This window comes from Actibacterium mucosum KCTC 23349, from assembly GCF_000647975.1.
In the GTDB taxonomy this organism is placed as follows: domain Bacteria; phylum Pseudomonadota; class Alphaproteobacteria; order Rhodobacterales; family Rhodobacteraceae; genus Actibacterium; species Actibacterium mucosum.
This window is the reverse complement of record NZ_JFKE01000002.1, coordinates 117,864-130,722: the sequence shown is the minus strand read 5'-3', so window position 1 is coordinate 130,722 and position 12,859 is coordinate 117,864. Positions and strand designations below refer to the sequence as shown.

The following is a 12,859-nucleotide window of genomic DNA, read 5'->3' as shown; positions in this document are numbered from 1 at the left end:
GATTCAGCCGGTTAACAGCGCCGAAGGTGCCCGGCTGATCCATTGGCAACAGGTGTTTCTGAAGGAAAGACCGAGTGCACCAGACCGCCCGGAAGGGCTGGCGATTTTGCAACGATCCCCTCGCGAAACACCTGTCGGATGCGCTTTGCCTCCATAAACCGCTCCAAAACAACCGTCAGATCGCCATCCCGCGGTCTTCCCCGCCCCGCGGCGACGTCTAATTTCACCCGCAACAATCCCGAACCTGCGGCGCACCTTTGCAGCAATCCTCCATCAGGAACTGTACCAGCCCCGCCATCACCGCAAAATCGATGCGATAGGTGACGGTGCGAGCCTGCTTGGTCGCGCTCACCATCCCGGTTTCAGCCAATGTCGACAAATGGAACGACGCCCGCGACGGCGCCGCGCCCAACAGCCGCGCGATCTCGCCCGCGTTCAGCCCGTCGGGCCCCGCCTCCACCAGCAGTTTGACAATCGCCAACCGATCCGCCCCGGCCAGCGCCGCAAACGCCTTCAATGCGCCCGCGTCATCCATATTTCAAAACTTCTTGAATCATTCCAGCCATGCGCTTACGTTAATTCAAGAATCGTTGAAATGAAAGGCCCGCCATGTCCCTCGCCGCCCTCGCCGAACAGCTCAAGCCGCTGGACCCCGACGCCCCGCTGATCTGGCAAACAGATGCCGGGCCGATCTCGGGCGGCTATCACGTGACCGAACTGAAACTGGCGCGGGTCAGCAGCATCGATTGCGGCGCCCGCCAATCCGCCTGGACCGAGGCGCGGCTGCAACTGCTGGATGGCGGTGGCGGCGACCATATGAAACTTGGGCGGTTTCAGCAGATCCTGACACAGTCCTTCAAAGCACTGCCCGATCTGGCCAACGCCCCGCTGATCGTCGAATACGCGCCGGAAAACAGTGGCTTGCACACTTTCAGCGTCGCACAGGTGTCGTCCAACAATTGGCAGGTCACCATCGATCTGCGCGCCGATGCGGCGATCTGCAAACCGGCGGCCGACCTTGGCAAAGCGTGCTGTGGGCCCAGAACATCGACCGTTTCGTGCTGCGGCGCGGCCTGAGCTTACTGCACCGCCTCGGTGGACGGATCGCGCACCTTCAGATTGCCCGCGGCCAGTTTGCGGGCAAATACCTCGGACCGTTCGATCCAGGTATAACGTTTATCCTCCAGCGTCGGCGCCCAGAACAGCCGCCCGCCATACCGCCACGGGTCCAGAACCATACCTTCGTCAAACGCATCGCCCTTGGCGCTGATCAGAACGGTGGAATGGTCGATCAGGATCGGGTTGAACGCGTTGGCGATGGCCCGGTGCAGATCCAGTGTCTCGAAATTCTCGGCCGCCAGCCGCACCTGCATATCCTCGGCCCAATGCCAGCACAGCCCGCGCGGACGGCGCCCGGCATTAACCTTGGCATTGTGGATCAGTGGCGGGTCGGTGATCTGATATTCGGCCCGCAATTGCGCCGTATAGGCAAAGGCAATCTCGGCCGCCCGCGCCGCCTCATCCGGGTCAATGTCAGCGTCCAATGCCAGAATGCCCGACGCCAACGCGTCGATCTCGGCCCGACCAACCTCGGCCGGGGGCGGCACCGAGCATGCAGCCAGGAACAACAGCCCCAACCCTGCCAAACATCGCAATACCGATTTCACCGCTCACCTCGTTCTTGCCGACGCCACGCTACGGCGTGACCCACGGCCTGTCCAGACACGCAACCGTTACAGCGAAAAGCCCATGACCCGGCTGATTTCGTTAAACGATCGCCCACTTTCAGCTGCCATTTCGTTGAACGCCACCTGCACCGCTGCCATCGCTTTTTTCGACGTCGGCGCCTTGTCGATCACACCCTCGGCCACCAACCGGCCCACCACGTCGCGCGACAAGATGAAACTGTTCTTGCCCATCGTGCGCAGCAGGTACTGCCCCGTCGTTCCACCCAGCCGCGATCCGCGCTTTTTCAGGAACTCCAACAGCCCGACATAGTCTTCGTCCGGCCATTCCGCGAACGCTTTTGCCGCCGATCCATGCTCGTTCGCCAGATCCAGCAGGAACCCTGCATTGTCCACGACCGAGCTGATCTTTTGTCCGTTGCGTACAATCGCCTTGTTCGACAGCCATCTGTCGATGCCTTCATCGGCCATGAACAAGACGCGCCCCGGTTCAAACCCCTCGAAGGCGTCTTCAAAACCGTCCCACTTGGCTTCGATCACTTTCCAGCTGAACCCGGCCTGAAACACGCCCCGCGCCATCGCCGAAAGCCAGCGGTGATCGGGGATCGATGACAGCTCTTCGACCGTTTTGGGCTGGCTCAGCATCGCCTCCAGCGCTTCGGGGCCACCATGACGTTCGGCGGCAATCGCGTATATCTGATCAAAGCTGCGCATCACGCCCTCCGGTTTTGTACATAGGTGACCTTTAGCGCGAAGCAGCTTAGGCGTAAACCCGCGCCCAGCGGTCGATCAGCGCAAATTGCAGGTTCCGCGACCGCCGCGTCCAGCCACGCGCCCCCTCGGGCCGTTCGGCCTGTTCAGGCGGGATATTGTCGCGACGCTTGGTATCCGCGGTCAAGGTCGCAAAGGCCAGCTCGCGCCCATCCGGTGCCCGCACAAACCCCGCCAAAGCCGAAACAAAGTTCAGTGTCCCCGTTTTCGCGTTCACTTTCAACGCACCACCAAACAATGGCTGGCCGGCATCGTCACGCAGTTCGATGTCTTTCATCAGTCCACGCACCGGATGTCCCGGCCCCATCGCCACCAGCGCACGCACCATCTCGCCCGCCGAAATGCGCGAAGCCGCACCCAAACCCGAATGATCCACAAAGGACGCACGGCCTGCATCCAGACTGCTTTGCGCCCAATCCGACATGGCCCGGCCCGAATGTTTCAAACCACCCGGCTTGCGGCCCAACGCGGTGCTGGCAGCCATACCAACCGCCTCGGCGGTGATATTGGTCGAATATTTCAGCATCCCGCGCAAGATCTCGTCCAATGGCGCGCTTTGGATCGCCACCAACCCCCGCGCGCCTTGCGGCATCGTCGCCACCCGCTTGGGCGATTTCAGTACAATCCCGTGGCTGCGCGCCAGCGTTCCAAACACCTCGGCTGTGTACAGACCGGGCTTGCGCACGGGCAGCCACCGCGACCCGTCGCGCCCCAACGCGCCAGCGGCGACCGTCCAACGGTCCACCCCGCCCTGATCGGCATAGGTGTAAACCGGATAACTGCGCTGCGCGATCTTCATCTTGGACATGGCCACACCGGGACGATAGTTCCCGGCACGCGCATCCATGGAAATGTTCCAACCTTTCGCGGCCTTGCGCCATTCGAAATGCACCCGGTTATAGTTCAGGTTCAACCCCGATACCGCCGGGTTGTATCCCACATGAGGAGGCTGGGTTTCATCGATATGGCGCTGCGTCGGAAGGGCACTTTCATAATAAAGGAACCGCCCCGAAACCTCGCGCAGGCCGGCCGCCTTCATGGCCGACGCCAACCCCGCCAGCGCCTCGGTATCCAGCGTCGGATCGCCGCCACCAACAAGGATCAGATCACCGTTCAACCGCCCATTGGACAGCTTGCCAGTAACGGCCACCTGCGTCTGAAAGCGATGCCCACCACCCAACGCGGCGCGGGCATAAGCTGCCGTAATGGCCTTTGCCGTGCTTGCAGGTGGTAATTGTAACAAGGGGTTATGCGTTTCGAGCAGAGCACCCGTCCGCGCATCCGCAACGGCAAAGCCCACCTTGCCCGAAATTCCGGCCTCGGCCAGCAATCGCTCGACACCCGGGGCGCCGCGTCGCAGGAAATCACGGGGGCGCGCTTTGGGGATCAGCGACCGGGTCAGAGGCTCTGCCAAAGCTCCTTCGGCAAATCCAGCTGCCAAACCCGCCAGAACGAAGCGCCGCGTTACCATTCGTTTACCCCAAAAACATCGATGTCATGACACGCAGTGAACCAAATTCACACCGACGCCTCAACCCTGATCCGGGTCACTTTTGTCCCGCGCTTTCCATTGTCCCTCGGCCCGCAGGCGGGTGGACGACATATCCGACATCGGCACGTTTACAAAGGCCCATGCGGGTGGCGCACTGCCTGCCAGCAAATGCCCCTTGCGCCCTTTCAGACGGAACCGCCCATATTTGCGCGCCGCCTTGGACATCCGCGCACTGATCCGTTGGCCGGGACGCGCCAGAATACCAACCTGAACATGGGTGATGATCCAATCCCACGCCTCCCAATGATGGAACGACGCAAGGTTGTCCGCCCCCATCAGCCACACGAAATGCACACCGGGATACATGCGTTTCAGATGCTCCAGCGTTTGCGCCGTGTAAACCGTGCCAATCTTCGCCTCGATATCGGTGATCTTCACGCGTGGATGCTGCATGACTTTGCGCGCACGCTCCAGCCGCTCGCCCATCGGCGCCGGGCCGTGCGGTTTCAGCGGGTTACCCGGTGACACCAGCCACCAGACCTGATCCAGCCCGAACCGTTTCATCGCTTCGCGGGTGATATGCGCGTGCCCGTCATGCGCCGGGTCAAACGACCCGCCCAGCAGGCCGATCACCTGCCCGCGCCGCGCATATGGAAGCCCATGTTTCACCCTGCCTGCATCGCGCCCTGTGCCTCGGGTGTCAATCGCTTTCCCCTTGCGTCCGGGAATTGGTTGACCTAAGTCAACGATCATGAGCCTCGACCCCATTGCCCGCATCCGCCGCTTCAACCGCGCCGTCACCGCCCAAACCGGCGCGCTGGACCATTCCTTCCTCGGTCGTGGCCGCCCGCTGGGCCTGGCGCGCACCCTGCACGCGATCAGCCATTTTGGTCAGGACGTGGCGACCATTCGGGCGGCGCTGGATCTGGACAAGGCGGTTTTATCGCGCAACCTCAAAGCGTTGCAGGCCGAGGGGCTGGTGGAACTTGCCGCCGACCCCGCCGATGCCCGCCGCAAGCAGGCCCGCCTGACCCCCGCCGGCTTGGCCGAGGTCGCCGCCTATGACGCCTTGTCTGACGATCAGGCGCAAACGCTGCTGAACCGCCACCCGCGCCCCGACGCTCTGCTGGCCGCGATGGACCTTGTCGCCTCGGCCCTGACGGTTGACCGGGTCGACATTGTCGCCCACGACCCGCGCGGCGACCTCGCCCGCCATTGCCTGTCGGAATATTACGCCGAGCTTGCGCGCCGCTTTGATCAGGGCTTCGACGTCACCCTGTCCCGCGACCCCGACGCCGCCGCGATGACGCATCCCCACGGCACCTTCCTGATCGCATTGTCCGACGGTCTGCCGCTTGGCTGCGTGGGCCTGAAAGGCGGCACGGATTACGCCGAGATCAAGCGCCTGTGGGTCGCACCCGCCGCCCGCCGCCTGGGCCTGTCGCGCCGCCTGATGGACGCAGCCGAGGCCGCCGCCCGCACCCTGGGCATCACCCTGCTGCGCCTCGACACCAACTCCGCCCTACCCGAAGCCGTCGCCTTATACCAGACCACCGGCTGGACCCGCATCAACCGCTATAACGACGACCCCTACCCGGATGTGTTCTTTGAAAAGCAGCTTAAATAGAGTTGCCAACACCATCTGACAATGAAACCGTGGCCGAGGTGTCGATATTCTGGAAAACCAACTTAAGCAGACAGTAAATGAGTGACGTGTCATTCACGAGTTTCAAGCTGACCAGAGCAAAACCAGCGGATTTTGGCACCATTAGGTCGTTGCATGCGCAGACTATGCGTGATCATAGAGCCCGAGAAACAGGTTTTGACGTTGGTCGCGAATTCATTGACCCATTTTTGACCAAACCGAGATACTTCCTCAGTCGGACAACGTACTTTTTTCGTCTCACAAAGCGCGAACTTTTAGTCTTGGAAGGTGACGGTTCATTTCTTGGCTACGTCGCGTTTAGCAGAACCCAGTGGCCGAAGCCAAATAGAGTCATTTTTATCAATGACATATCGATACTACCTCAGTTTCGACGCAAAGGTATCGCACGAAAGTTGCTGGCGGAATTCGAGACCAGAGTTTCCGGGAATAGCGACCTGCACGTTGTAGCACCCGTCTGGAAAGCAAACTTCGCGTCGCGCGCACTTTTTGAAGACACAGGTTACACGAAAAATTCGAGCACTCCCGAAACGCAGCATCGACAGCTTGTGATCTATGAAAAGCACCTCGGGCCACAAAGACACGCGCCTCTATTCCGTTTTCTGAATGGCCTTTTGCTTGCGACAACCTGCTTTGCAGCTTTGTTTCTTTGGATGCTGGCAAACCGGTAACCTTTTACCGAACTCGGCAACGCAAGCTGTCTGCTGTCCAAACCGCCGCAGGTGAAGCATCCAGCCAAGTTCTGCGGCTGACAAAGGGCAATGTTCTACGTCCTGAAAACCAAACAAAGCAACCCGAGTACAATTGCACTCCACCCGACACTTGGCTAGACCAGACCAAACACGAAATTCTCCGGAGCACCCCGATGGCCTCTTACCAATATGTCTACCACATGGATGGCGTCTCCAAGACCTATCCGGGCGGCAAGAAATGCTTCGAAAACATCCGCCTCAGCTTCCTGCCCGGCGTGAAAATCGGCGTGGTCGGGGTCAACGGCGCCGGTAAATCCACCCTGCTGCGCATCATGGCCGGCCTCGACAAGGAGTTCTCGGGCGAAGCCTGGGCCGCCAAGGGCGCCAAGGTCGGCTATCTGCCGCAGGAACCCGAGCTGGATGCCACCCTGTCGGTCCGCGACAACGTCATGCTGGGCGTGGCCGAGAAAAAGGCCAAGCTTGACCGGTTCAACGAGCTGGCGATGAATTACTCCGACGAAACGGCCGAAGAAATGGCCGCCCTGCAAGACCAGATCGACGCCGAGAACCTGTGGGATCTCGACAGCCAGATCGACGTCGCGATGGAGGCCCTGCGCTGCCCGCCCGACGATGCCCCGGTTGAAACCCTGTCGGGCGGCGAAAAACGCCGCGTCGCGCTCTGCAAGCTGCTGCTTGAGGCGCCCGACATGCTGCTGCTGGACGAACCGACCAACCACCTGGATGCCGAAACCATCGCCTGGCTGCAAAAGCACCTGATCGACTACAAGGGCACTATCCTGTGCGTCACGCACGATCGCTACTTCCTTGACGACATCACCGGCTGGATCCTGGAACTCGACCGTGGCCGCGGCATCCCGTACGAGGGCAACTATTCCTCGTGGCTGGACCAGAAAGCCAAGCGCCTGGAACAGGAAAGCCGCGAAGACAAATCCAAACAGAAGGTGCTGGAACGCGAACTGGAATGGATCCGCGCCGGCGCCAAGGCGCGTCAGGCCAAGTCCAAGGCCCGGATCGCCGCGTATGAGGAAATGGCCGGCCAGTCCGAACGCGAAAAGCTTACCCGCGCCCAGATCATCATCCCCAACGGCCCGCGCCTCGGCGCCAAGGTGATCGAGATCGAGGGGCTGAAAAAGGGTTACGGCGACCGGCTGTTGATCGAGGATCTGTCCTTCGCCCTGCCGCCCGGCGGCATTGTCGGCGTGATCGGCCCCAACGGCGCGGGTAAATCCACCCTGTTCCGCATGCTGACCGGGCAGGAAACGCCCGACGAAGGCACCGTCGAAATGGGCGACACCGTGCAGCTGTCCTACGTCGATCAGTCGCGCGACGCGCTGGGGGCCGACAAAACCGTGTGGGAAGAGATCTCGGGCGGGGCCGAGCTGATTCAGCTGGGCGATGCCGAGGTTAATTCCCGCGCCTATTGCTCGTCCTTCAACTTCAAAGGCGGCGATCAGCAGAAAAAGGTGGGCATGCTGTCGGGCGGTGAGCGTAACCGCGTGCACATGGCCAAGCTGTTGAAATCCGGCGGTAATGTGCTGCTATTGGACGAACCGACCAACGATCTGGACGTCGAAACCCTGCAAGCTCTCGAAGCCGCGTTGGAAGATTTCGCCGGCTGCGCGGTGATCATCAGCCACGACCGCTTCTTCCTCGACCGGCTGTGCACTCATATCCTCGCGTTTGAGGGCGAGGCGCATGTGGAATGGTTCGAAGGCAATTTTGAGGCCTATGAGGAAGACAAAATCCGCCGCCTTGGCCCGGATGCGGTTGAGCCCAAGCGGGTGAAGTACAAGAAGTTTACGCGATAACCTCGCCTCAAAGGGCAGCGCCCGAGCCTGGGTGGGCGTGAAGCGCCCTCCCGGGGGGAGGGTCGGGCGCTGTCCGGCGGTGCCGCCGGACGGGTGGCTGTATCTAACGTCTCGTCACAGCCCCGCGTGCGGCTGTAACATTCTCTGATCTCCGGGCTCGTCCGCCCCCATGTCGATCTGCATGAGAGGAGATCACGACATGGACAAAGGTTCCGAACCCACCCCGCCCCCGGCCCCGCCCGCACCGTATCGGTTCACGGATTGGGCGGCCATCTGAGCGGGTCAAAAATTTAAACTTGCGCCTCTGGCAGGGGGCGAAAGTTTAAAGAACAGCTACAACTTGTCCGCGGGCACGTGCCGACACGAAGGTTGCCGTTTGTTCGCGCCGCGGCGCGGTAAAGGACATGCGTGCTGCCATATCCAGACCGCTATCGGGTCCGTGGGCAGTACGGGCAGCAAGGGCATTGGCGCGACCGGCGCGGGCTTTTTCAAGTAGTGCAGACATTGTTTTGGTCCTCGAGCAGAGATTGTTTTTTAACCAACCTTAAAACCGCCTTAATCATCACTCTGTTTCGACATTGTTCGACCATAATGTCGAAAACGGGGCCGAAACACGTCAGAGTTGTGGTGATTTTGCGCCTAAAATCAGGCATTTAGACTTTTAACGGGTTTTCGACCAACAGTTGTTTCCGAATACGAACCAGTCCACATTTCCGGACGGTTAATGTTCAATTCGGGCCGTCACAGGCGCCTCATTGGTGCCTACATTGCGCTTCGAATCCTGGCAGCACGCCGCATGAACGTCATGCAGCGCAAACGCGCAAGGCAAAGATTCCTTTTGCATTTTCATACACATAGCCCAACCCGGCGCGGAAAATCCGGCCGAGTGATTCTGTGCACCATAGCACGGGGCCTGTCGCAATCACGCCGTAATTGCTGCGAGCGACACGTTCGGCGGTGCCTTCAAACCGCCATAAATCTTACTTGAAGCGGGTTATTCGGTGGGTACCGGCCGGGGCCTGCCATCCTCGTCGATGGCAACAAAGGTAAACACGGCCTCGGTCACTTTTTCCCGTTCTCCGTCCCGCCCGCGCAGCACCCAAGCCTCAACCTCGATCCCCATCGACGTCCGACCAATACGCACCACTTGCGCGTAGACACACAGCACATTGCCAACTTTTACAGGGCGAATGAACTTCATTGCGTCCAGTGCCACCGTCGTCACCCGCCCATGCGCCCGCGCCCCCGCAACGATGCCGGCGGCCATATCCATCTGGCTGAGGACCCAGCCGCCAAAGATATCGCCGTTAACGTTTACGTCGGCGGGCATCGCCAATGTCCGCAGGGTCAGTTCCCCGTTAGGTTCATTCATTTCCGCTATCCCGTTGTTCTTGAGGCAAGTTTAGGCGCGGTTTCAATGCTTTGCCCAGACCAATTCGCACGCAAACCGAAAATCCCTTGGCGGTTTGCGGCCCCGCTGTCATCTTTCGCACGAATGGAGGATGGCATGGACAATTCAATCTGCCCGATTTTTCCCAGCCGCGACTTTGAGCGGACCAAGGATTTCTACGCCCCGCTGGGGTTCCAATTGGTGGCCGAATTCCCTGCCGAGGGGTATTTGATCCTGGCCAACGAACAGGTGGAACTGCATTTCGCGCGCAACCCCGATCACGTCGCCGAAATCTCGAACTTCAGCGCGTTTGTCCGCGTAGACGATGCCAACGCGCTGTGGGCATCCTATGAAAACCTGGGCTATCCGCGCGCTGGGATCCCTCGCATCACACCGGCCGAGCTAAAGCCCTGGGCCGTGTGTGAAATGGCGATTGTGGACCCTGACGGGCATCTATTGCGGTGTGGACACAACCCACCCGATGATCATTCGGCCGCTTCGACGTAATCCTCAAGCGGCGGGCAGATACAGACCAAATTTCGGTCGCCATAGGCATTGTCGACGCGGCCCACGGGCGGCCAGTATTTGTCCACCCGGAACGAGCCCGGCGGGAAACAGCCCTGTTCGCGGCTGTAGGGCCGGTCCCATTCGGCGACCAGATCATTCACCGTGTGCGGCGCGTTTTTCAGCGGGTTGTTGTCGGCGGGCATGTCGCCGCGTTCAACCGCCGCGATCTCGTCGCGGATGGCCAGCATGGCGTCACAGAACCGGTCAAGCTCGGCCTTGGTTTCCGATTCGGTGGGTTCCACCATCAGGGTGCCGGCCACGGGCCAGCTCATGGTGGGGGCGTGAAAGCCGTTATCCATCAGACGCTTGGCGATGTCATCAACCGAGATATCGGCGCTGTCGGCGTAGGGGCGCGTGTCCAGAATGCATTCATGCGCGACGCGTCCGCCCTTGCCCCGAAACAGCACGTCATAAGCGCCCTGCAGGCGTGCGGCGATGTAGTTGGCGTTCAGGATCGCCACTTTGGTGGCCTGCGTCATGCCCGCCCCGCCCATCGCCAGGCAATAAGCGTAGGAGATCAGCAGGATCGAGGCCGAGCCATTGGGCGCCGCCGAAACCGGCCCCGCCCCCGCGGGCCCACGCGGATCGCCGGGCAGGAAGGGCGCCAGATGCGCCTTTACCCCGATGGGCCCCATGCCGGGGCCACCGCCGCCATGGGGGATGGCAAAGGTTTTGTGCAGGTTCAGGTGGCTGACATCGCTGCCGATCTCGCCCGGTTTGGCCAGCCCCACCAGCGCGTTCAGGTTGGCGCCGTCCAAATAGACCTGCCCACCGAATTGATGGGTGATGTCGCAAACCTCGCGCACGGTTTCCTCGAACACGCCATGGGTTGACGGATAGGTGATCATGCAGGCGGCCAGGTTGTCGCCCGCCGCCGCAGCCTTGGCGCGGAAATCTTCCAGGTCGATATCGCCGTTGTCGGCCGATTTCACCACCACCACTTTCATGCCGCACATCTGCGCGCTGGCCGGGTTGGTGCCATGGGCCGAGACCGGGATCAGACAGATATTGCGGTGCCCCTGACCATTGGCCTGATGATAGGCCTGAATGGTCAGAAGCCCCGCGTATTCGCCCTGTGCGCCCGAATTGGGCTGCATCGACATCGCGTCGTAACCGGTTGTCTGGCACAGGATTTCCGACAGATGCGCCACCATCTGCGTATAGCCTTCGGTCTGATCGGCAGGCGCAAAGGGGTGGATGTTAGAAAACTCGGGCCATGTCAGCGGCGCCATTTCCACCGCCGCGTTCAGCTTCATCGTGCAGCTGCCCAGCGGGATCATCGCGCGGTCCAGCGCCAGGTCGCGGTCGGCCAGACGGCGCATATAGCGCATCATCTCGGTCTCGGCCCGGTTCATGTGGAACACGGGATGGGTCAGATAGTCGCTGCGGCGGTGCAGCCCCTGCGGCACGCTGAATTCGCGGACCGAGGGGTCATCTTGCCGTGTGATGCCAAAGGCTTGCCACAAAGCCTCGATCGCGTCCGAACGGGTGGTTTCGTCTAGCGTGATGCCCAGCTTGGTCTGCCCCACCTTGCGCAGGTTGATGCGTCGGTCGGCGGCGGCCTGAAAGATCACGCCCTGCATCGGGCCCACCTCAACCGTGACGGTGTCGAAAAATGCCTGTGGCTGGACGTCAAACCCGGCCTCTTGCAAGCCACGCACCATGCGGACGGTCTTGTTGTGGATGCGCTGTGCGATGGCCTTGAGGCCCTTGGGCCCGTGGAACACCGCGTAAAATCCCGCCATCACCGCCAGCAGAGCCTGCGCGGTACACACGTTCGACGTGGCCTTTTCGCGGCGGATATGCTGTTCGCGGGTTTGCAGGGACAGACGGTAAGCCTTGTTGCCGCGCGCATCGACGCTGACCCCGACAATCCGGCCCGGCATGGCGCGTTTATAGGCGTCGCGGCAGGCCATGTACGCGGCGTGCGGGCCGCCCGCGCCCATGGGCACGCCGAATCGTTGCGTGTTGCCCACGGCGATGTCGGCGCCCATTGCGCCGGGCTCTTTCAGCAGCAGCAACGCCATCGGGTCGGCGATGACAATGCCAATGGCCTTATTGGCGTGCAGCGCCGCCATTTCATCGGTGAAATCGCGGATATGGCCATGGGTGCCGGGATACTGGAAAACCGCGCCAAAGACGGCGGCGGGGTCCAGATCATCGGGCGCGCCGACGATCACCTCGATATCCAGGGGCGCGGCGCGGGTTTTCATCACCTCGATGTTCTGCGGGTGGCAGTTCTCGTCGATGAAAAAGGCGCGCGCCTTCGATTTCGCCACGCGCTGCGCCATGGTCATCGCCTCGGCCGCCGCGGTGGCCTCGTCCAGCAACGATGCATTGGCGATCTCCAGCCCGGTCAGGTCACAAACCATGGTCTGAAAGTTCAGCAAAGCTTCTAACCGGCCCTGGCTGATCTCGGGCTGATACGGGGTATAAGCCGTGTACCAGGCTGGGTTTTCCAGGATGTTGCGCTGAATGGCGGGCGGCGTGACCGTGCCGTGATACCCCTGCCCGATCATCGTGGTGAAGGCTTTGTTTTGCTTGGCGATCTGGCGGATATACCACATCAGCTCGCGTTCAGATTTCGGCGGGCCATAGTCCAGCGGCGCGGCCTGCCGAATGCTTTCGGGCACCGTCTGGGCGATCAACTCGTCCAGATCGGCCACCCCCACGGTTTCGAACATCTGCGCCATTTCCTCGGGCGACGGCCCGATATGGCGGCGATTGGCAAAATCGTAAGGCTCGTAAGACGTAGGGGTGAAGGGCATTG

The 12,859-nt window shown here is 61.2% G+C and carries 13 protein-coding genes; 5 read left to right on the top strand and 8 right to left on the bottom strand.

Features of this window, described 5'->3' with window-relative positions:
* Positions 1 to 223 precede the first annotated feature (223 nt).
* Entirely contained in the window at positions 224 to 535 is a 312-nt protein-coding gene (locus ACMU_RS03905; protein ID WP_035256413.1) for an ArsR/SmtB family transcription factor, read from the bottom strand.
* A 74-nt stretch (positions 536 to 609) separates the two neighbouring features.
* On the opposite strand from ACMU_RS03905, the gene ACMU_RS18605 reads away from it, so the two are divergent.
* Positions 610 to 1,077, top strand: a complete 468-nt coding sequence (locus ACMU_RS18605) for a DUF6428 family protein (protein ID WP_051587925.1) — start codon at positions 610 to 612, stop codon at positions 1,075 to 1,077.
* A gap of 2 nt (positions 1,078 to 1,079) precedes the next feature.
* Here ACMU_RS18605 and ACMU_RS03895 read toward each other — a convergent pair whose 3' ends face one another.
* The 4 genes from ACMU_RS03895 to ACMU_RS03880 form a co-directional block, all read right to left on the bottom strand.
* On the bottom strand, positions 1,080 to 1,667 hold the full coding sequence (locus ACMU_RS03895; RefSeq protein WP_051587923.1) for a hypothetical protein: 588 nt from the start codon (positions 1,665 to 1,667) through the stop codon (positions 1,080 to 1,082).
* Positions 1,668 to 1,733: 66 nt separating this feature from the next.
* Entirely contained in the window at positions 1,734 to 2,399 is a 666-nt protein-coding gene (locus ACMU_RS03890; RefSeq protein WP_035256410.1) for a DNA-3-methyladenine glycosylase I, read from the bottom strand.
* Between the two features lie 46 nt (positions 2,400 to 2,445).
* Positions 2,446 to 3,927, bottom strand: a complete 1,482-nt coding sequence (gene dacB, locus ACMU_RS03885; protein ID WP_035256408.1) for a D-alanyl-D-alanine carboxypeptidase/D-alanyl-D-alanine endopeptidase — start codon at positions 3,925 to 3,927, stop codon at positions 2,446 to 2,448.
* 60 nt (positions 3,928 to 3,987) lie between these two features.
* A complete protein-coding gene (locus ACMU_RS03880) occupies positions 3,988 to 4,617 on the bottom strand; it encodes a nicotinate-nucleotide adenylyltransferase (protein ID WP_035256406.1) in 630 nt (209 codons plus the stop codon).
* An 82-nt stretch (positions 4,618 to 4,699) separates the two neighbouring features.
* On the opposite strand from ACMU_RS03880, the gene ACMU_RS03875 reads away from it, so the two are divergent.
* The 3 genes from ACMU_RS03875 (at position 4,700) to ettA (ending at position 8,132) form a co-directional block, all read left to right on the top strand.
* On the top strand, positions 4,700 to 5,575 hold the full coding sequence (locus tag ACMU_RS03875) for a bifunctional helix-turn-helix transcriptional regulator/GNAT family N-acetyltransferase (protein WP_035256403.1): 876 nt from the start codon (positions 4,700 to 4,702) through the stop codon (positions 5,573 to 5,575).
* A 77-nt stretch (positions 5,576 to 5,652) separates the two neighbouring features.
* The gene (locus tag ACMU_RS19965; RefSeq protein ID WP_035256401.1) at positions 5,653 to 6,282 is read left to right on the top strand and encodes a GNAT family N-acetyltransferase; all 630 of its coding nucleotides are present in this window, start codon (positions 5,653 to 5,655) and stop codon (positions 6,280 to 6,282) included.
* 194 nt (positions 6,283 to 6,476) lie between these two features.
* On the top strand, positions 6,477 to 8,132 hold the full coding sequence (ettA, locus tag ACMU_RS03865; RefSeq protein ID WP_035256398.1) for an energy-dependent translational throttle protein EttA: 1,656 nt from the start codon (positions 6,477 to 6,479) through the stop codon (positions 8,130 to 8,132).
* Positions 8,133 to 8,454: 322 nt separating this feature from the next.
* Here the strand turns inward: ettA and ACMU_RS19185 are convergent, their stop codons facing one another.
* On the bottom strand, positions 8,455 to 8,637 hold the full coding sequence (locus ACMU_RS19185) for a hypothetical protein (protein WP_152544503.1): 183 nt from the start codon (positions 8,635 to 8,637) through the stop codon (positions 8,455 to 8,457).
* A 489-nt stretch (positions 8,638 to 9,126) separates the two neighbouring features.
* A complete protein-coding gene (locus ACMU_RS03860; RefSeq protein WP_051587918.1) occupies positions 9,127 to 9,504 on the bottom strand; it encodes an acyl-CoA thioesterase in 378 nt (125 codons plus the stop codon).
* 135 nt (positions 9,505 to 9,639) lie between these two features.
* Between ACMU_RS03860 and ACMU_RS03855 the strand changes: the two genes are divergently transcribed.
* Complete coding sequence (locus tag ACMU_RS03855; protein WP_152544502.1) at positions 9,640 to 10,029, top strand: bleomycin resistance protein; 390 nt, start codon at positions 9,640 to 9,642, stop codon at positions 10,027 to 10,029.
* On the opposite strand, the gene gcvP is transcribed toward ACMU_RS03855, so the two are convergent.
* Positions 10,008 to 12,857: an aminomethyl-transferring glycine dehydrogenase gene (gcvP, locus tag ACMU_RS03850; protein WP_035256391.1), complete on the bottom strand. Its 2,850-nt coding sequence runs from the start codon at positions 12,855 to 12,857 to the stop codon at positions 10,008 to 10,010. The genes ACMU_RS03855 and gcvP overlap by 22 nt on opposite strands.
* Between the last annotated feature and the right edge of the window lie 2 nt (positions 12,858 to 12,859).

Coding starts and splice junctions, on each gene's coding strand:
- ACMU_RS03905 (WP_035256413.1), bottom strand. CDS start 535: ATGGATGACGCGGGCGCATTGAAGGCGTTTGCGGCGCTGGCCGGGGCG.
- ACMU_RS18605 (WP_051587925.1), top strand. CDS start 610: ATGTCCCTCGCCGCCCTCGCCGAACAGCTCAAGCCGCTGGACCCCGAC.
- ACMU_RS03890 (WP_035256410.1), bottom strand. CDS start 2,399: ATGCGCAGCTTTGATCAGATATACGCGATTGCCGCCGAACGTCATGGT.
- dacB (WP_035256408.1), bottom strand. CDS start 3,927: ATGGTAACGCGGCGCTTCGTTCTGGCGGGTTTGGCAGCTGGATTTGCC.
- ACMU_RS03875 (WP_035256403.1), top strand. CDS start 4,700: ATGAGCCTCGACCCCATTGCCCGCATCCGCCGCTTCAACCGCGCCGTC.
- ACMU_RS19965 (WP_035256401.1), top strand. CDS start 5,653: ATGAGTGACGTGTCATTCACGAGTTTCAAGCTGACCAGAGCAAAACCA.
- ettA (WP_035256398.1), top strand. CDS start 6,477: ATGGCCTCTTACCAATATGTCTACCACATGGATGGCGTCTCCAAGACC.
- ACMU_RS19185 (WP_152544503.1), bottom strand. CDS start 8,637: ATGTCTGCACTACTTGAAAAAGCCCGCGCCGGTCGCGCCAATGCCCTT.
- ACMU_RS03860 (WP_051587918.1), bottom strand. CDS start 9,504: ATGAATGAACCTAACGGGGAACTGACCCTGCGGACATTGGCGATGCCC.
- ACMU_RS03855 (WP_152544502.1), top strand. CDS start 9,640: ATGGACAATTCAATCTGCCCGATTTTTCCCAGCCGCGACTTTGAGCGG.
- gcvP (WP_035256391.1), bottom strand. CDS start 12,857: ATGCCCTTCACCCCTACGTCTTACGAGCCTTACGATTTTGCCAATCGC.